Below are 17,730 nucleotides of genomic sequence, written 5' to 3'. Positions count from 1 at the left end.
GTCGTAGACCTATTCTCGTCGGTATGCCGCACCCGATCATGTTCGACGACGCGGATCCCTATCTGGGCCGCATACGGGAGATCGCGCTCGCGCTGCCCGACGCAACCGAGGTCGTCGCGCACGGTCGCCCGACCTTTCGCTGCGGCAAGATGTTCGGCAACTACGGCGGTGGCGTCAAGGGCAGCAAGGTGCGCCATGATCAATCGATCCTGGTCCTCGCCGACGACTCCGAACGGCCCGCGCTGCTGGACGATCCGCGGTTCTTCCTGCCCGCCTACCTCGGCCCGGCCGGCTGGGTGGGGCTGATCCTCGACGACGAGACCGACTGGGACGAGGTCGCCGAACTCCTCGACACGAGTTACCGCCAGATCGCACCGAAGCGGTCGGTGGCCAAGCTCGGTCCGTTGTGATCGTCGACGCGGAAACTCCCGCGGCCCCGTCTCCGTCCCGCTGATCGGATCCGATCAGCGGGAGGGAAGCAGTACCGCGCGAACGAGGCATCGGTTGACGAGCTGGGTCTGTCCCACCACTCCGATACCCTCGGAACGTGGCAGATACAACGGAGTCGGGTCAGCCGGTCACCGAGCAGTCGGGGCCGGAGGCGGACCTGCGTGAGGAGTGGACCGCTCTCGCCGAGGAGATCCGCGAGCACCAGTTCCGCTACTACGTGAAGGACGCGCCGGTCATCACCGACGGCGAGTTCGATCTGCTCCTCCGACGCCTGCAGGCGCTCGAGGGCGCGCATCCCGAACTCGCGGCCGCCGACTCACCCACCAAGCTCGTCGGGGGCGGCTTCTCCACGGCGTTCTCCGCAGTGGACCACCTCGAGCGAATGATGTCGCTGGACAACGTCTTCGACCACGACGAGATGCGCGCCTGGGTCGACCGCGTGGTCGCCGACGCCGGCGCCCGGGCCGACTTCCTCTGCGAGCTCAAGATCGACGGCGTGGCCCTGGCGCTGGTCTACCGGAACGGGGTTCTCGAGCGAGGTGTCACCCGTGGCGACGGACGCACCGGGGAGGACGTCTCACTGAACGCGCGCACCATCGATGACATCCCGATGCGCCTGACCGAGTCCGCGGAGTACCCGATTCCCGAGGTCCTCGAGGTGCGTGGCGAGGTCTTCTTCCGGGTGGAGGACTTCGAGGCGCTCAACGCCTCGCTCGTGGCGGAGGGCAAGCCGCCGTTCGCGAATCCGCGCAACTCGGCCGCCGGCTCGCTGCGGCAGAAGAATCCGCAGGTCACGGCCCGTCGCAAGCTGCGGATGATCTGTCACGGGATCGGGCACACGGAGGGCTGGCGACCGGAGTCGTTGCACGACGCCTACCTGGCGCTCGGGGCCTGGGGTCTGCCGGTGTCGACCCACACCACCAAGGTGTCCGGCGCCGACGAGATCATCGACAAGATCGCCTACTGGGGCGAGCACCGTCACGACGTCGAGCACGAGATCGACGGCATCGTGGTCAAGGTCGACGACGTCACCGTGCAGCGCCGCCTCGGTTCCACCTCGCGGGCGCCGCGGTGGGCGATCGCCTACAAGTACCCGCCCGAGGAGGCCACCACCAAGCTCTCCGACATCCAGGTCAACGTCGGACGCACGGGCCGGGTCACACCCTTCGCAGTTCTCGAACCCGTGCTCGTCGCCGGGTCCACGGTCTCGCGTGCGACCCTGCACAACGGTTCGGAGGTCAAGCGCAAGGGTGTGCTGATCGGTGACACCGTCACGATCCGCAAGGCGGGGGACGTGATCCCCGAAGTCCTCGGGCCGGTCGTCGATCTCCGCGACGGCACCGAGGTGGAGTTCGAGATGCCCGAACTGTGCCCGGCCTGCGAGACGCCGCTGCGGCCGGAGAAGGAGAGCGACGCCGACCTCCGCTGTCCGAACCAGGAGAGTTGTCCGGCTCAGTTGCGCGAGCGGCTCTTCCACCTGGCCGGACGGGGTTCTTTCGACATCGAGGCGCTCGGCTACGAGGCCGCGTCGGCCCTGCTGTCGGCGGGGGTGCTCACCAACGAGGGTGACCTCTTCTCGCTGACGGCCGAGGACCTGGTCCGCACGGATCTGTTCACCACCAAGGCGGGGGCGCTCTCGGCCAACGGCAAGCGGTTGCTGGCGAACCTCGACAAAGCCAAGGACGTGGCGCTGTGGCGCGTGCTGGTCGGGCTGTCGATCCGCCATGTCGGGCCCACCGCCGCCCGCGCCCTCGCCACCGAATTCGGTTCCCTCGAGGCCATCGAGGCCGCCGACATCGACCAGCTCGCCGGCGTCGAGGGGTTGGGAATGACCCTCGCCCAGTCGATCCACGACTGGTTCACCGTCGACTGGCATCGAGACATCGTCGAGAAGTGGCGCGCCGCAGGCGTTTCCATGGAAGACGAGCGCGACGAGTCGATCCCGCGGACCCTCGAGGGCAAGACGATCGTCGTGACGGGTTCGCTGGTGGACTTCTCCCGTGACGGGGCCAAGGAGGCGATCCTGCAACGCGGCGGCAAGGCGTCGGGTTCGGTGTCGAAGAAGACCGACTACGTGGTGGTGGGGGATTCGCCGGGCACCAAGGCCGACAAGGCCGAACAGCTCGGCGTGCCGGTGCTCGACGAGGACGCGTTCAAGAAGTTGCTGGAGACCGGCAGCCCCGAGTGACCGTCGATCAGTCCAGAGCGGACTCGAACGCGCGGAAGGCACGCTGGTCGAAAAGGACGAAACGGACCTCCTCGATCGAGGTCTCCGGCAGCGTGGCACGCACCGTGTCGACCGCCTTGCGGGCGCCGTCGTCCATCGGCCAGCCGTAGACGCCGGTCGAGATCGCCGGGAAGGCGATGGTGGTGGCACCGAGTTCGGTTGCGACGCGCAGTGACTCGCGGTAGCAGGAGACGAGCAGGGATGAGCGGTCCTCGTCGTAGGAGTGCACCGGTCCGACCGTGTGGATGACCCAACGTGCGTCGAGGTCTCCCGCCGTGGTGGCCACGGCCTCGCCGACAGGTAGTCCACGTTCGTAGGTGCCCGCCCGCAGCTCCTTGCACTCGGCGAGGATCGCCGGGCCGCCCCGCCGGTGGATCGCGCCGTCGACACCGCCGCCGCCCAGCAGTGTGGAGTTCGCGGCATTCACGATCGCGTCGACCGACTGTGTCGTGATGTCGCCCTGTATCAACGTGATGGACGTCATCAGACCATGATGCCTCCGGATCGACCGGCTGTGGCTAACTCTCGGCGCGCAGCACGGTACTGACGATCCCGGCGAGATAACCGAGTCGGGCGACCTCCGACGGCCGGAAGTCCGGTCCGCCGATGCGTCCGAGCAGGATCGCCCTCGACTCCGATCCCAGGGGAGCCGCCGCGAGACGGGTGTCCATGTCCTGCCAGGCACCGGGCACCCAGTCGCCGTCGGCGTCCAGCTCGACGGCTCTCTCGAGCGGTAGCCAGTCCGCCCTGGTCAGCGGGGTCTCCGGGGCGCCGGACGAGCCGAAGAGCTGCAGCACGCCGCCGCTGGCCGGTGTGACCACCATCGCCCAGGAGACGCGCAGGACGCGGGGCGCGTTGTCCACCAGGATCTGCAACCGGTCACGTCCGGCAGTGGCCACCTGATCGACCAACTCGAGTTCACGATGGGTGTCCAGCACGCCCGAGTAGGGGCGGATCGAGTCGACACGGACGCCGTTGACCTTCTCGGCCGCGGTGATCAGGCTGTCGGGCAGCGCCCCGGGCGCCACCTCGACGACGAGGTCGTCCACGGCGTAACCGTTGCCGCGCTCGACGACCTCGAGGGACAGGATGTCTGCGCCGACCGAGCCGAGCTGCACGGCGAGCACGCCGAGGCTGCCCGGCCGGTCTTCGAGATAGACCCGCAACAGGTAGGACACGTGCGACATTCTCGCACCCACGCGCGGGCGGCGCGCAGTGCACGGCTGCCAACCGGTGGCTGGGGGAAGCGGTCGTCGCGGGTTCCCATAGTCTGGAGACGTCGCCCAGACGCCGACACGACATCGGTCGACGACACGGCGGGGACGACGAGACCCGAACGAACAGTGATGGAAGGAAGGACGCTGCGGTGGCTGGCGAACCGAAGTCCATATCGCGCAACGAAGTCGCGCATCTGGCGCGTCTGTCGCGCCTGGCGTTGAGCGAGGACGAACTCGATGTCTACGCCGAGCAGCTGGACTCGATCCTGACCCACGTCGCGTCGGTGTCGGAAGTGGCCGCCGACGACGTGCCCGGCACGGCCCACCCGGCCGAACTGGCGAATGTGCTGCGCCCCGATGTCGTCGTCCCGGGTCTGACGACCGAAGCCGCGCTGTCCGGTGCACCGGCCGTCGAGCAGGACCGTTTCGCGGTTCCGCAGATCCTGGGAGAAGAGCAGTGAGTCCCGATTCCAGCGCCCCCGGATCCCATGTCGCCGCGCCGCGTCCCGACGGTGATCTGACCGGATTGTCCGCCGCCGAACTCGCCACCCGGATCGGTGCCCGCGAGGTCAGCTCGGTGGAGGTCACCCAGGCCCACCTCGACCGCATCGCCGAGATCGACGACCAACTCGGCGCGTTCCTCCACGTCAGTGGCGCCGAAGCGCTGGTCGCCGCGAAGGCCGCCGACGACGCGATCGCCGCCGGGGACGCCCCGTCGGCCCTCGCGGGTGTACCGATCGCCCTCAAGGACGTCTTCACCACCACCGACGCACCCACCACGTGCGGCTCCAAGATTCTCGAGGGTTGGGTTCCGCCCTACGACGCCACGGTCACCGCACGCCTGCGCGCCGCGGGCATCCCGATCCTGGGCAAGACCAACATGGACGAGTTCGCGATGGGCAGCTCGACCGAGAACTCCGCCTACCAGCTCACCCGGAACCCGTGGGATCCCAGCAAGATCCCGGGTGGTTCGGGGGGTGGCAGCGCCGCCGCGCTGGCCTCGTACCAGGCCCCGCTGGCGATCGGTACCGACACCGGGGGCTCGATCCGGCAGCCGGCCGCGGTCACCGCGACGGTCGGCGTCAAGCCCACGTACGGCACGGTCTCGCGCTACGGGCTCGTGGCGTGCGCCTCGTCGCTCGACCAGGGCGGCCCGTGTGGCCGTACCGTCCTCGACACCGCGATGCTGCACGAGATCATCGCCGGGCACGACCCGCGGGACTCGACCTCGATCGATGTGCCGGTGCCCGACGTCGTCTCGGCCGCCCGCGAAGGGGCCGAGCGGGATCTCGCCGGCGTCCGGATCGGTGTCGTCACCGAACTGCAGGGCGAGGGCTACCAGTCCGGCGTGCTCGACTCTTTCCACCAGGCCGTCAAGCTCCTCGAGGAGCGCGGCGCCGAGGTGGTCGAGGTCAGCTGTCCGCACTTCACCTACGCGCTGGGCGCCTACTACCTCATCCTCCCGTCGGAGGTGTCGTCGAACCTCGCGCGGTTCGACGCGATGCGCTACGGACTGCGGGTCGGCGACGACGGCTCGCATTCGGCCGATGAGGTCATGGCTCTGTCCCGGGAGCAGGGATTCGGTCCAGAGGTCAAGCGCCGCATCATGATCGGGACCTACGCGTTGTCCTCGGGCTACTACGACGCCTACTACGGTCAGGCGCAGAAGGTGCGCACCCTGATCGCGCGTGACTTCGCCACCGCCTTCGAGAAGGTCGACGTGCTCATCTCGCCGACCACGCCGACCACCGCGTTCCCGATCGGGGAGAAGGTCGACGACCCACTCGCGATGTACCTGTTCGACCTGTGCACGCTGCCGGTGAACCTCGCCGGCATCGGGTCGATGTCGGTGCCGTCGGGGCTGTCGGTCGACGACGGCATGCCCGTCGGGCTGCAGATCATGGCGCCCGCCCTGGCCGACGACCGGCTGTACCGCGTGGGAGCGTCGTACGAAGCGGCTCGGGGGCCGATCGTCTGACGACCGGGGCGGCGTGCCGTCCTCGGTGCACGCCGTCGCGGGGCTGTCAATTCCGCATCGGCTGCGGCGGTCCGGACTGTTCGGACCCGTACCGGTGGCCGACCCCGGCCGCACCGTCGAGTGCGCCGAGAAGGTCGATGCTTGTCTGTACGAAACTGACCACGGGTAGCCACGGCGCCGACGGGACCCGCGGACCGCGGATGTGGGTGTCCTCGGTCGCGCGGTGCGGCCTCCACAGTCCGGCGGGTGACCAGCGCACGACGGGGTCGCTGGAATTGGCGAGAACCGTTCGCGAGGTGCGGGAATCCGGGGCGACGGTGCCCGCCGGCGGCGCGACCAGCACGGTCTCGTCGAGCAGAGCGGGGCGCTCGTTCTCCAGCCATACCCGGGCGGCGTCGGCGCCCACGGCACCGAGACTCTGCCCGTAGAGGATCACCCGCGGACGTTCGCGGTCGGGAACACCGTCGAGGACGGCCGCCAGTGCTGACACCACCGCGATCGCCGAGTCCGCCGATCGGGAGCGGTCGGACACGAAGGCCTGCCACGACGGCACGTCGTCGTAGGGGAGTGCGAGAACCCGGACGTCGCCGGCGAACCGGCTCTCGAAACCGTCGACAGCTGCCGGGTCGATCCATCCCGATCCGGTCGGCACCGCGACCACGACCGCCCGTGTCGACAGTCCGCCCGAACGCGTCCACGTCCGCACGAGTTGTGCAGCGGCGCGGTCGAATCCATCGGTGTTCAGCTCCCCGCGGGCCAGGACGTCCGAATGCGTCGCCACCGTCGTCGACGACGCCGGCACCGGCTGTTCGTCGGCGCCGGCGTCGGCGGGTGCCAGCAGTCCCGCCGTGAGGGCGACTGCGCCGGCCGCGAGCAGAGCGCAGCTACGCGGGACGGCGACGATCGCCAGGACGAGGACGGCGGGCGGGATCGTGGCCGCCGCCACCCATCCGGGCCCGAGGGGTGCGACGTCGACCGCCGCACGGATGAGGTTCTGCCACCAGACCGCCACGCCGACCGCGCATCCGAGGATCACCAGGCAGGAGCCGAACACGACGCGCCGTGCCTGGTCGTCCGGCTGTCGCCGACTGCGCCGGGCGGCGATCATCCCGATGATCGCACCCAGCGCGCTCAATGCCGCGGTCACGATCGCGGTCGTCGTCGCGTCCCGGGGCAGGGTGCCCGGATAGACCGCGATGAGGTAACCGAGGGTCACCGCGACACTGATCGCGGGATGCGGCCACGATCGGAACGGGCCGTCACGCAGGCAACGGGCGTCTCGGTGCTTCGTCATCGCCGCACCTCGCGCTCGTCGGGATCGACCAGGGCACGCTCGACGGTCGTGTGGACCAAGGCCGACAACGACTCGCCCCGGGCCGGGGGGCCGCCGTACTGGCGCCACGTGTTCCACGCCAACCCGATTCGAGCGCCGTGCGTGGCAGTCGTGCAGGCAGCTGTCCGGCAGGAGGCGTACATCCGGTCGATCAGCATGCGGTCCAGCGCGATCCGGGCCCAGGCTCCGAGTGGGGTGCCGTTCCGCTGCGCCGCCCGCAACAGGTCGTAGCCGAGATCATGGGTGCGGCACAGCGGGGTGAAGTGCTCTGGCAAGGGGACCGGCGACGAGCAGTCCCCATCCGGGTCGACCGGGTATCCGTCGACGATCCGCGGTGAGTAGCCCTGCGCCACGACGAAGGCCTGCGGAAGGGACGCCAGCGCGGTGGCCGGGTGCGGTCCCACGAGGGCGACGACCACGGCCGCGTAGGGATTGCCGGCATCCTCCGCCGGTGCCGTCACCGTCGTGCTCGTTGCCGCGAGGAGGGGGCCCGCGACGGCGTGTGCGGTCGAGATCCACTGGCCGGTGACGACCACGGCCAGGGTGAGCATCGCCGCCCACCACCGCCACCGTTGCCGGCGAGTGTGGGCGGGAAGGTCGCGGTGTTGGTGTAAGTCGTTGTCCGACCCAGGCTTTCGGATGTTCTCTGATTCGGTCATGGTCACCGACGCTATGAGGCCGGATCCGGCCGGCACATCGCTCCGCGGGACCGGCCACGCCTCGTCCCCAGGCCGGTTCGGCGGCGTCGAACCGCTACGACGGTATCGGGTCGTCTCCCTCGGAAGTATGAGGTCCTCGAGTGGTCGCCGAGCCTAGGGTGAGGGCATGTTCGGATACCGCAAGAAGCTCCGCGCGGTGGGGGCGTCCTCACTCGAATGGGCCTCGACCGCCCCGGTGGCCCAGGACCCCGCGGTGCGCCACTACTTCTCGTCGCGCCTCAACTGGTTCTTTCTGTTCGTCGCACTGGTCATGTACTCGGTTGCGTGGCCGACGCTGCCGATCACCCACTCGATGCCGGTGTTCGTGCTACCCGTGGTCGCTGCCTTTGCGGCCCTGCCGATCGCCCTCGCGTGGTCGGCCCCGTTGCTGGGGTGGGCGATCTCGGTGGTCTCCGCCCAGCTCATCGGCATCGTCGTCCCGACCCGGGGCGGGTGGGAGCTGACGATCCAGGTCACCCACCTGATCGAACTGCTGGTCCTCACGTTCATGGCCTTCCTCAAGTGCCCGCTGCGATGGATTCCGGTGGTCTGGGTCTCGACGTCGATCGTCATTGCCTTCGCCGTGCAACCGACCGCGCGCGTCGGGTGGGTCTTCGGGATCTCGGTGCTCGCGGTCCTGGTCGCGTTGCTGCGCGGACTGATGGCTTCGCGACGGCAGTTGGCGGTGCGCACCGAGCAGACCGAGGCCGCCGAAGCCGAGGCGGCCGTACTCCAGGAGCGGGCGCGCATCGCCCGGGACCTGCACGATGTGGTCGCTCACCGGATGTCGATGGTGGTCGTGATGTCACAGACCGCCAGATATCGCCTGCCGGATGTGAGCCCTTCTGCCGCAGCGGAGTTCGACGCCATTGCGGAGGCGGCACGTACGTCCCTCGACGAGGTCCGGCAGTTGCTCGGGGTCCTGCGCGTCGAGGGTGCGGATGCTTCGGCAGCACCCAATCCCGGCCTGGCCGAACTCGATTCGCTGGTCACCGAGACGCGCCGCGCGGGTGCCGAGGTCGTGCTGAACCTGGCCATCGACGCCGACGACGTCGGTGAATCGGCCGCGCTGGTGATCTATCGGATCGTGCAGGAGTCGCTCGCCAACGCCACCCGGCACGCCCCCGGCGGGCGCGTGGACGTCGAGGTGACGCACGGGGAGGGCGATCTCGTCGACGTCGCCGTGGTCAACACGGCCGCGACCGCTGAACCATTGCAGATCGGCGGGAGCGGAGTGGGTATCCCCGGGATGATCGATCGCGCTCAGGCGGTGGGTGGTTCACTGGTCGCCACCCCCACATCGACCGGCGGGTTCGCGGTGCGGGCTCGCATCCCGGCGACGCCGCGCCGGGACGTGGTCGTGCCCGAGCCGGTCGTGACCTCCACGGGTTCCGGTGAGCCGTCGTCGCGACGACGGTAGCGTGACGGCGTGCCGATCACCGTAGTCATCGCAGATGACCAGGCCATGGTGCGTCAGGGCTTTTCGGCGCTGCTCGCCGCGCAACCCGACCTCTCGGTCCTCGGCGATGCCGCCGACGGGGTCGAGGCCGTCGAGGTGTGTCGTCGGGTGCGTCCCGACGTCGTGCTGATGGATGTGCGGATGCCGCGCAAGGACGGACTGTGGGCCGCGGAGCAGATACTCGCGTCGTCTGCCGAACCACCCACGCGCGTGTTGATGCTGACGACCTTCGACATCGACGACTACGTGTACGAGGCGCTGCGCATAGGGGCATCGGGATTCTTGCTGAAGGATGCGCCCGCCGATGAGCTGGTGCGAGCGGTCCGCGTCGTGGCCGCGGGTGAGGCGTTGCTGGCACCGTCGATCACACGGCGGCTGATCACCGAGGTCACCGCCAGGCGCCGGCGGCCGGCGCGGGATCAGAAGCTCGACACGCTCACCCCACGGGAGCGCGAGGTGCTCGACCTGGTGGCCGACGGCAAGTCCAACGCCGAGATCGGCGCGGACCTGTTCGTGACCGAGCAGACGGTGAAGACCCATGTGAGCAGTCTCCTGAACAAGCTCCGGCTCCGGGATCGGGCGCAGGCCGTCGTGTTCGCCTACGAGAACGGCATCAAGTGATTTCGCGACCAGCGCCGGGCTCGCCGGGGCACTAGATTGGGGTTGCTCGGGCAGGTTGACCGATGACGACAGGGAGGGTGGTCTCACCAGTGGCCAAGAGGTTCGGCATTCTGACGTCCGGGGGAGACTGCCCCGGACTGAACGCGGTCATCCGCGGCGCAGTGCTCAAGGGTGAGACGGTGTACGGCCACGAGTTCGTCGGCTTCCGGGACGGCTGGGCCGGACTGGTCTACGGCGACATCGTCGAATTGAACCGGTCGACGGTCCGCGGCCTGTCGAACCAGGGCGGCACCATTCTCGGCACGAGCCGGTTCGGTCCCTACTCCGAACCCGACGGCGGTCCCGAGAACATCAAGAAGGTGCTGAAGAACCTCGAGATCGACGGCGTGATCGCGATCGGCGGCGAGGGCACGGCGGCGGCGTCGAAGCGGTTGTTCGACGACGGCATCAACATCGTCGGGGTTCCCAAGACCATCGACAACGACATCGCCGCCACCGACTACACCTTCGGGTTCAACACCGCGGTGGAGATCGCGACCGAGGCCATCGACCGCCTCCGCACCACCGGCAACTCGCACAAGCGGTGCATGGTCCTCGAGGTCATGGGTCGCCACGCGGGCTGGATCGCCCTGCACTCCGGGATCGCCGGCGGCGCCCACGTCATCCTGATCCCGGAGAACCCCGAGAGTCTCGACCAGATCTGTGCCTGGGTCACCAGCGTCAAGTCGCGCGGGCGTTCGCCGATGGTCGTCGTCGCCGAGGGGTTCAAGCTCCCGGAGATGAAGGAGGCGTACTCCACCAAGGGCCTCGACGGTTTCAACCGTCCCCGACTCGGTGGTGTGGGGGAGGTGCTCGCCCCGCTCATCGAGGAGCGGACCGGGATCGAGACCCGGGCCACCATCCTCGGCCACATCCAGCGCGGCGGCGTGCCGTCGGCCTACGACCGGGTGCTCGCGACCCGCATGGGGATGGCGACCGCCGACCTCGTCGCCGAGAAGGGCTGGGGGCAGATGGTCGCGCTGCACGGCACCGAGATCGCACGCATCACCTTCGACGAGGCACTTGGTGAACTGAAGACGGTGCCGTTGGATCAGTACAAGGAGATCCGGGTCATCTTCGGGTGAGATCGCGGCCGCGCGTCAGACGACAGGCGACACCGCCGACGCAACCGGTTCGCGAGGGATGATGATCCAGAGCGCCAGGTAGATCAGCACCTGGGGCCGGGAAAGAGGATCGACAGAACGAACAGGACGCGGATGAGCGTCGGATCCCACCCCCAGCGCTGGGCGATGCCGCCGCAGACGCCGCCCAGCCACGAGTTCGTGCGCGAGCGCATCAGGCGGGGGCCGGTGCCGGCGGGTTGTGGGGTGGTCATCTCGTCCTCCTGTGTGGATTGTGGTCCGGCGTCGTTCGCCGGTGACATCCACGCTAGGAGCGGGTCCGGCTCCCGGCATCGGTGATCACCCTGAACGTGCCCCTGGGATATCGCCGCATAAACTGGCCGCTATGACTTCCGCAGCCGTCGACCTGTTGGACTACGACGAGGTGCTTGCCGCATTCGATCCGGTGATGGGTCTCGAGGTGCACGTCGAGCTGGGCACCGCGACCAAGATGTTCTGCGGGTGCCCCACCGAGTTCGGCGCCGACCCGAACACCCAGGTGTGCCCGGTGTGTATCGGACTGCCGGGTTCGCTCCCGGTCGCCAACGCCAAGGCCATCGAGTCCGCGATCCGCATCGGCCTCGCGCTGAACTGCTCCATCCGGCCGTCGAGCGTCTTCGCGCGGAAGAACTACTTCTACCCGGATCAGCCGAAGAACTACCAGATCTCGCAGTACGACGAGCCGATCGCCTACGACGGTTTCCTCGACGTCGTGCTCGGCGACGGTACCACCTGGCGGGTCGAGATCGAGCGCGCCCACATGGAGGAGGACACCGGCAAGTCGCTGCACATCGGCGGCTCGACGGGTCGAATCCACGGCGCGAGTCATTCGCTGCTCGACTACAACCGCGCCGGTGTGCCGCTCGTCGAGATCGTGACGCGGCCCATCGAGGGCGCGGGGGAACGCGCGCCCGAGGTCGCCCGGGCCTACGTGTCGGCGCTGCGCGACCTGCTCAAGTCGCTGGACGTGTCGGACGTGCGTATGGACCAGGGGTCGATGCGCTGCGATGTGAACCTGTCGCTGAAGACGAAGGACGCCACCGAATTCGGTACGCGCACCGAGACCAAGAACGTCAACTCGCTCAAGAGCGTCGAGGTGGCGGTTCGCTACGAGATGCGCCGTCAGGCCGCCATCCTCCAGGCCAGGGGCGAGATCGTCCAGGAGACGCGGCACTTCCACGAGACCGACGGCACCACGTCGGCCGGGCGCCGCAAGGAGACCGCCGAGGACTACCGTTACTTCCCGGAGCCGGATCTACCTCCGGTGCAGCCGGATTCGGCGTGGATCGAGGAGTTGCGGGCGAACCTGCCCGAGCTGCCGTGGCTACGTCGCGCCCGCATCCAGGAGGACTGGGGAGTCTCCGACGAGGTCATGCGTGACCTCGTCAACGTCGGCGCGGTCGATCTCATCATCGCCACCGTCGACGCCGGGGCAGCACCCGAAGCGGCGCGCGGCTGGTGGGTGTCCTTCCTTGCGCAGCAGGCCAATTCTCGCGGAGTCGAACTCGCCGACCTGTCCATCACGCCGGCGCAGGTCGCCGAGATCATCGGACTGGTCGACGAGGGCAAACTCACGACCAAGCTGGCGCAGCAGGTCGCGACCGCCGTCCTCGACGGTGAGGGTGAGCCCGCCCAGATCGTTGCCGACCGCGGCCTCGAGGTGGTTCGGGACGACTCCGCGCTCCAAAAGGCGGTCGACGACGCGCTCGCCGCCAACCCCGACATCGCCGACAAGATCCGCGGCGGGAAGGTCCAGGCCGCCGGCAAGATCGTCGGAGACGTCATGAAAGCGACTCGCGGACAAGCAGACCCGGCCCGCGTCAAAGAACTCGTCATCGCGGCCTGTTCCTGACGGCGCAGCCCCTCTGCTCCCTGATCCGAAAGACGACACAACCATTGCTCCCTGAGGTGCGAGGAGCGCCAGCGACGAGCCACGAAGGGCCTGGTGAGACAGGTTGCGGAGCCCTTCGTGGCTCGCTTCGCTCGCACCTCAGGGAGCAGAGATGTGGACGCTCAAGAGTGTTCTTTCACGATCCACGACGGCCGCCCGGCCGCAGTTACTGAGGTGCGGGGAGCGCACGCCGCCGGGCCGAGCAAGCGACGAAGGAGCGCGTCGAGGTCGACGAGCCTTGAAGGGCGCGTCCCGGTCACGTCCGGTCGTTGCCACCGCCGGAGGGCAGGAAGCGGAACACGCGATCGTCGGTGGGCTTCGCTGAACCCACCTCCTTGTTGACGGTCGCCACCTGCAGCAGCCCGTTGGGGAGCGCGGCCATCCGGCCCAGGGCACCGTACCGCCGGTCGAGCACGACAGCAGGAGCGGTGATCGTCGGCTCCTCGCGAGTGGGCTCGTTGATGGCCTCGATCCGTTGGGTGCGCGTCGTCGAAACGAAGATGCTGCCGCCGGCGACCCCGCAACCCGCGATCTGCGGCCGGTCCGGCCACGTCCACAGCACCTTTGGTCCGCCTTCTTCGAGCACCTGCACGCGATCCTCGGTGGCCGTCTGGTCGGCGACGTAGACCGTCCCGGTGGAAGCGTTGGGACACAACGCCACCGACGACCCGAAGCCGGATGCGAGGATCGCCGGCCGAGGGCCGTCGCCAGAGGTGAACGAGGTCACCAGCAGTACCTTGCCGGCGAGGGACGACGGATCGTCCGCGGCCGCGGGATTCCCCGCATTGCCGGTGGCGACGACGAGTTCGGTCGGCGACCGGAAGTACATCGCGCCCATGTTCCCGGTGGCGCCCTTGGGGATGCCGGTCAGGATCGGCTTGGGCACGTCTCCCGGTGCCAGGCGGACGATGCGGTTGTCCGACGGGGTCGTGATGTAGGCGTAGATCAACCGGTCCTGAGAATAGGTGGGGGAGTAGGCGAAATCGATCAGACCGCCGTCACCGGACGCATCGACCGGCGTCTCTCCCAGGGTCCGGGCAGGCCCGTAGCGTTTGGTTGTGATGATCTTGCCGGTCGTACGTTCGGCGACCACGGTGACCTCGCCCTGCTCGTCGCCGGGCATCACACCGCCGGTGGACGCGAGGCACGTCGCGATCACCGCGGGGTCGGGGTCGACGCACGGGCCGGTCGGTGGCGGTTGCGTCTCGCGCGGGGTCTCCGGCGGTGGCGTCGGTTCGGGCTGGCCGCTCGGCCGGTTGTTGGGGCTGAACGCACCCGCCTCGCGTTGATTGTCCTGGGCGCTGAAGTCCGCGCAGCCGCCGACCAGCACCACGACCGCCGTCAGCAACGTCACCAGCACTCGCCACCGGGCCCACACCCGGCGGTCCGCCGTCGCGGCTGAACTCGTCCGGGCATCGTCGCGCGTGCCCGTCGGGCGCCCCTTCCACATGCCGTCCACAGTAATGGTGCTCCGGGTGGCGGTGCCCCGAGCGTGGTGCCCCGACTCACCCCGTCGGGGTCCGGTGACCGCAGTCCGCGAGCCTCTAGAGTCGGGCGTGTGAGCGAACGCGACACGTCGGGCACCAGCGAGCGCGACACACCGGCGACGAGCCCCTACGACGAACCGACCGGACAGATCCCGGTCCCGGGCGGCGCGACCGGCGCACCCGGCACGGGACCCGGGGCGGGCAGTTCGAGTCCCGACGCCGGCCCGCCGACGCCACCCGCGGTGACCGACCGAGACGACTTCTACAACCGGCACGCCCGGCGGTCGCCGGCCCCCTACTCCCGGGTGGACGATCTCGACGACCTCGATCCCGGCGACGTCGAGACCCGTTCGGTCGCCGCTGGTCCGGCCGCGACTCCTCGGCCCGGCCCGGCGCCGACGCGACCGGTCGCGGCGACCTCACGGCCTGCCGCCGGAACGGGTGCACCGTCCGATGACGACTTCGAGACCGTACAGTTCGCCAAACAGCCCGGCCCCGCGCGCGTGCAGACCGCCGACGACGCGGTCACCACCCCGGAGCCCGCCCTGCCGCCGGTCGGCACCGCGCGCTACGACTTCGTCGATGACGACGACGATCTGATCTCCCGCGCCCGAGCGCACGACGCCGCGTCCGACACCGAAGTGCTCGACGACGAGCCGCGCGGTCGACGTCGGTTCGGGCGGCGCCGAACCGACGACGACACCGATGATCGGCGCGGTGCCGGGGCCGACGACGACCTCGAGGACGCGCTCGCGAAATCGCGGCGCGGCACCATCGACCTGGGTTTGCTGCTGTTGCGTGTTGCGCTCGGCGGCCTGGTCGGTGCGCACGGCCTGCAGAAGCTCTTCGGGTTGTGGAACGGTCCGCGGTTGAGCGGCTTCGAGTCCATGCTCGTCGACGCCGGCTTCACCGCCGACTACGCCCAGATCCTCGCGATCGTCGGTGCGCTGTCGGAGACGATCGGTGGACTGATGGTGATCCTCGGGCTGCTGACCCCGATCGGGGCGTCGGCGATCCTCGGCACCATGCTCGTCGCCGCGGCCTACAAGATGTCGATGGCCGATGGCTTCTCGTTCTTCGCCGCCGCCGGCGGGGTCGAGTTCGAGCTCTTCCTCGCGGTGGCCGCGGCGGTCGTCATCCTGACCGGCCCGGGTCTGTACTCACTCGACTATCCACGGGGTTGGGCGCGACGGCCGTTCGTCGGCTCGTTCCTCTGGCTCATCGTCGGCGTGGCGGCAGCCGTCGCGGTCTGGGTCCTGGCCAACGGGAGCAACCCGCTCATCTGAGTCGGCACCGACACAGAACGCGGGGGACGTATCGGAATCCGATACGTCCCCCGCACTCTGTGCTGAGTAGTCAGTCGACCTGACGCACCGCGCCGCGGTCGGCCGACGTCGCGAGCTTGGCGTACGCGCGCAGTGCGGTGGTCACCGTGCGCTGACGATCCTTCGGCTGCCACGGCCGTTCGGAGGCCTCCATCTTGGCGCGGCGCTCGGCGAGCACCTCGTCGTCGACCAGGACCTCGAGGCGGCGGGTCTTGACGTCGATGAGGATCGGGTCGCCGTCCTCGACGAGTCCGATGGCACCACCCGACGCGGCTTCGGGGGACATGTGACCGACCGACAGGCCCGACGACCCGCCGGAGAACCGGCCGTCGGTGATGAGCGCGCACTTCTTGCCCATCCCGGTGCCCTTCATGAAGGCTGTCGGATGCAGCATCTCCTGCATGCCGGGGCCACCCGCGGGACCCTCGTACCGCACGACGAGTACCTCGCCGGCCTGGATGGTCTTGGAGAGGATGACCTGGACGGCGTCTTCCTGGCTCTCGACGACGCGGGCCGGGCCCTCGAAGTGCCACAGGTCCTCGTCGATGCCCGCGGTCTTCAGGACAGCGCCGTCGGGGGCGAGGTTGCCGCGCAGCACGCACAGACCGCCTTCGACGGTGTAGGCGTGCTCGAGGTCGCGGATGCAACCGCCTGCGGCATCGGTGTCGAGCGAACTCCACCGGTTCGACGTCGAGAACGGAGTGGTGGTGCGGACGCCGCCCGGTGCGGCGTGGAAGAGTTCGACGGCCTCGTCGATAGCCTTGCCGCCGCGGATGTCCCAGTCGTCGAGCGCTTGGGCCATGGTCGGGGTGTGCACGGTCGACGCGGTGTCGTCGAGCAGGCCCGCGCGGCGCAGTTCCCCGAGGATCGCCGGGATTCCGCCGGCCCGGTGGACGTCCTCCATGTGGTAGTCCGAATTCGGCGAGACCTTCGACAGACACGGCACGTTGCGGCTGATCTCGTCGATGACCCCGAGGTCGAAATCGGCGACCTCTCCCTCCTGCGCGGCGGCGAGGATGTGCAGGACGGTGTTGGTCGAACCGCCCATCGCGACGTCGAGGGCCATCGCGTTCCGAAACGCGGTCGGCGTGGCGATGTTCCGCGGCAGCACCGATGCGTCGTCGTCGCGATACCAACGTGTCGCCGCATCGACGACGACCGTGCCGGCGCGCGCGAACAGGGCGCGGCGGGCCTCGTGGGTGGCCAGCGTCGAGCCGTTGCCGGGCAGTGCCAGTCCGAGAGCCTCGGTGAGGCAGTTCATCGAATTGGCCGTGAACATGCCCGAGCACGAACCGCACGTGGGGCACGCCGACCGCTCGACCTCGTCGAGTCCGGCGTCGTCGACGGCACTGTTCGCCGACGCCGAGATCGTGGTGATCAGGTCCGACGACGGATGTGCGACATCGCCGACGACGACTGCCTTGCCGGCTTCCATCGGCCCGCCGGAGACGAACACCGTCGGGATGTTCAGGCGCATCGCGGCGTTGAGCATGCCGGGAGTGATCTTGTCGCAGTTGGAGATACACACCAGCGCGTCCGCGGTGTGGGCTTTGACCATGTATTCGACCGAGTCGGCGATGATCTCGCGACTGGGCAGCGAGTAGAGCATGCCGCCGTGACCCATCGCGATGCCGTCGTCGACGGCGATGGTGTGGAACTCCCGCGGCACGCCACCGGCGGCCCGCACGGCCTCGGCCACGATGTCGCCGACGTCCTTCAGGTGCACATGCCCCGGCACGAACTGGGTGTAGGAGTTGGCGATGGCCACGATCGGCTTGCCGAAGTCGTCGTCGGTCATCCCGGTGGCGCGCCACAGGGAGCGGGCGCCGGCGGCTTCGCGGCCGACGGTGGTGGTACGTGACCTCAGAGCAGGCATGGGTTCCT

Annotated in this window: 15 protein-coding genes and 1 pseudogene; 9 read left to right on the top strand and 7 right to left on the bottom strand. The window is 69.1% G+C overall.

The genetic code is table 11. The annotated features are described in order from the left end of the window. Positions 1 to 23 precede the first annotated feature (23 nt). Both Q9R39_RS01910 and ligA read left to right on the top strand, forming a co-directional pair. Positions 24 to 410 carry an MmcQ/YjbR family DNA-binding protein gene (locus Q9R39_RS01910; protein ID WP_058252158.1) on the top strand — a complete coding sequence of 129 codons (387 nt, stop codon included), beginning with the start codon at positions 24 to 26 and terminating at the stop codon, positions 408 to 410. A gap of 137 nt (positions 411 to 547) precedes the next feature. Beyond that, on the top strand, positions 548 to 2,638 hold the full coding sequence (ligA, locus tag Q9R39_RS01905) for an NAD-dependent DNA ligase LigA (protein WP_058252157.1): 2,091 nt from the start codon (positions 548 to 550) through the stop codon (positions 2,636 to 2,638). A gap of 7 nt (positions 2,639 to 2,645) precedes the next feature. Here ligA and Q9R39_RS01900 read toward each other — a convergent pair whose 3' ends face one another. Both Q9R39_RS01900 and Q9R39_RS01895 read right to left on the bottom strand, forming a co-directional pair. Then, positions 2,646 to 3,161, bottom strand: coding sequence for an O-acetyl-ADP-ribose deacetylase (locus Q9R39_RS01900; RefSeq protein WP_058252156.1), 516 nt, complete (start codon positions 3,159 to 3,161; stop codon positions 2,646 to 2,648). Between the two features lie 34 nt (positions 3,162 to 3,195). Continuing rightward, on the bottom strand, positions 3,196 to 3,864 hold the full coding sequence (locus Q9R39_RS01895) for a hypothetical protein (protein WP_058252155.1): 669 nt from the start codon (positions 3,862 to 3,864) through the stop codon (positions 3,196 to 3,198). Between the two features lie 179 nt (positions 3,865 to 4,043). Here Q9R39_RS01895 and gatC point away from each other — a divergent pair, with 179 nt between their 5' ends. Together gatC and gatA are read left to right on the top strand one after the other, a co-directional pair. Next, complete coding sequence (gatC, locus tag Q9R39_RS01890; RefSeq protein ID WP_058252154.1) at positions 4,044 to 4,355, top strand: Asp-tRNA(Asn)/Glu-tRNA(Gln) amidotransferase subunit GatC; 312 nt, start codon at positions 4,044 to 4,046, stop codon at positions 4,353 to 4,355. After that, positions 4,352 to 5,872 carry an Asp-tRNA(Asn)/Glu-tRNA(Gln) amidotransferase subunit GatA gene (gene gatA / locus Q9R39_RS01885; RefSeq protein WP_058252153.1) on the top strand — a complete coding sequence of 507 codons (1,521 nt, stop codon included), beginning with the start codon at positions 4,352 to 4,354 and terminating at the stop codon, positions 5,870 to 5,872. The genes gatC and gatA overlap by 4 nt, the downstream gene beginning before the upstream one ends. Before the next feature lie 46 nt (positions 5,873 to 5,918). Here gatA and Q9R39_RS01880 read toward each other — a convergent pair whose 3' ends face one another. Together Q9R39_RS01880 and Q9R39_RS01875 are read right to left on the bottom strand one after the other, a co-directional pair. After that, positions 5,919 to 7,166, bottom strand: a complete 1,248-nt coding sequence (locus tag Q9R39_RS01880; RefSeq protein WP_058252152.1) for an alpha/beta-hydrolase family protein — start codon at positions 7,164 to 7,166, stop codon at positions 5,919 to 5,921. After that, on the bottom strand, positions 7,163 to 7,864 hold the full coding sequence (locus tag Q9R39_RS01875) for a hypothetical protein (protein ID WP_396275635.1): 702 nt from the start codon (positions 7,862 to 7,864) through the stop codon (positions 7,163 to 7,165). Before Q9R39_RS01875 ends, Q9R39_RS01880 begins: the two co-directional genes overlap by 4 nt. 166 nt (positions 7,865 to 8,030) lie before the next feature. Between Q9R39_RS01875 and Q9R39_RS01870 the strand changes: the two genes are divergently transcribed. The 3 genes from Q9R39_RS01870 to Q9R39_RS01860 all read left to right on the top strand — a co-directional run bounded on the left by Q9R39_RS01870 (position 8,031) and on the right by Q9R39_RS01860 (position 11,107). Further along, a complete protein-coding gene (locus Q9R39_RS01870; protein ID WP_269553327.1) occupies positions 8,031 to 9,323 on the top strand; it encodes a histidine kinase in 1,293 nt (430 codons plus the stop codon). Between the two features lie 9 nt (positions 9,324 to 9,332). Further along, on the top strand, positions 9,333 to 9,983 hold the full coding sequence (locus Q9R39_RS01865; RefSeq protein ID WP_065632692.1) for a response regulator transcription factor: 651 nt from the start codon (positions 9,333 to 9,335) through the stop codon (positions 9,981 to 9,983). An 89-nt stretch (positions 9,984 to 10,072) separates the two neighbouring features. Continuing rightward, the gene (locus Q9R39_RS01860; RefSeq protein ID WP_137809003.1) at positions 10,073 to 11,107 is read left to right on the top strand and encodes a 6-phosphofructokinase; all 1,035 of its coding nucleotides are present in this window, start codon (positions 10,073 to 10,075) and stop codon (positions 11,105 to 11,107) included. A gap of 15 nt (positions 11,108 to 11,122) precedes the next feature. Here the strand turns inward: Q9R39_RS01860 and Q9R39_RS01855 are convergent. Then, positions 11,123 to 11,358: pseudogene (locus Q9R39_RS01855) on the bottom strand (PspC domain-containing protein). A gap of 131 nt (positions 11,359 to 11,489) precedes the next feature. On the opposite strand from Q9R39_RS01855, the gene gatB reads away from it, so the two are divergent. Continuing rightward, positions 11,490 to 12,995: an Asp-tRNA(Asn)/Glu-tRNA(Gln) amidotransferase subunit GatB gene (gatB, locus tag Q9R39_RS01850; protein ID WP_311277014.1), complete on the top strand. Its 1,506-nt coding sequence runs from the start codon at positions 11,490 to 11,492 to the stop codon at positions 12,993 to 12,995. 295 nt (positions 12,996 to 13,290) lie between these two features. On the opposite strand, the gene Q9R39_RS01845 is transcribed toward gatB, so the two are convergent. Further along, complete coding sequence (locus tag Q9R39_RS01845; protein ID WP_388031272.1) at positions 13,291 to 14,484, bottom strand: PQQ-dependent sugar dehydrogenase; 1,194 nt, start codon at positions 14,482 to 14,484, stop codon at positions 13,291 to 13,293. 108 nt (positions 14,485 to 14,592) lie between these two features. Between Q9R39_RS01845 and Q9R39_RS01840 the strand changes: the two genes are divergently transcribed. After that, the gene (locus Q9R39_RS01840; protein WP_311277013.1) at positions 14,593 to 15,807 is read left to right on the top strand and encodes a DoxX family membrane protein; all 1,215 of its coding nucleotides are present in this window, start codon (positions 14,593 to 14,595) and stop codon (positions 15,805 to 15,807) included. 70 nt (positions 15,808 to 15,877) lie between these two features. On the opposite strand, the gene ilvD is transcribed toward Q9R39_RS01840, so the two are convergent. Then, positions 15,878 to 17,722: a dihydroxy-acid dehydratase gene (ilvD, locus tag Q9R39_RS01835; RefSeq protein ID WP_311277012.1), complete on the bottom strand. Its 1,845-nt coding sequence runs from the start codon at positions 17,720 to 17,722 to the stop codon at positions 15,878 to 15,880. Between the last annotated feature and the right edge of the window lie 8 nt (positions 17,723 to 17,730).

Origin of the sequence: Gordonia sp. AC31, assembly GCF_031844505.1 — a bacterium.
Classification (GTDB): Bacteria; Actinomycetota; Actinomycetes; order Mycobacteriales; family Mycobacteriaceae; genus Gordonia; species Gordonia hongkongensis.
This window is presented reverse-complemented; position numbering and strand designations above follow the sequence as displayed.

Coding starts and splice junctions, on each gene's coding strand:
- Q9R39_RS01900 (WP_058252156.1), bottom strand. CDS start 3,161: ATGACGTCCATCACGTTGATACAGGGCGACATCACGACACAGTCGGTC.
- Q9R39_RS01880 (WP_058252152.1), bottom strand. CDS start 7,166: ATGACGAAGCACCGAGACGCCCGTTGCCTGCGTGACGGCCCGTTCCGA.
- gatB (WP_311277014.1), top strand. CDS start 11,490: ATGACTTCCGCAGCCGTCGACCTGTTGGACTACGACGAGGTGCTTGCC.
- Q9R39_RS01870 (WP_269553327.1), top strand. CDS start 8,031: ATGTTCGGATACCGCAAGAAGCTCCGCGCGGTGGGGGCGTCCTCACTC.
- Q9R39_RS01845 (WP_388031272.1), bottom strand. CDS start 14,484: ATGTGGAAGGGGCGCCCGACGGGCACGCGCGACGATGCCCGGACGAGT.
- Q9R39_RS01875 (WP_396275635.1), bottom strand. CDS start 7,864: ATGACCGAATCAGAGAACATCCGAAAGCCTGGGTCGGACAACGACTTA.
- ilvD (WP_311277012.1), bottom strand. CDS start 17,722: ATGCCTGCTCTGAGGTCACGTACCACCACCGTCGGCCGCGAAGCCGCC.
- Q9R39_RS01910 (WP_058252158.1), top strand. CDS start 24: ATGCCGCACCCGATCATGTTCGACGACGCGGATCCCTATCTGGGCCGC.
- Q9R39_RS01895 (WP_058252155.1), bottom strand. CDS start 3,864: ATGTCGCACGTGTCCTACCTGTTGCGGGTCTATCTCGAAGACCGGCCG.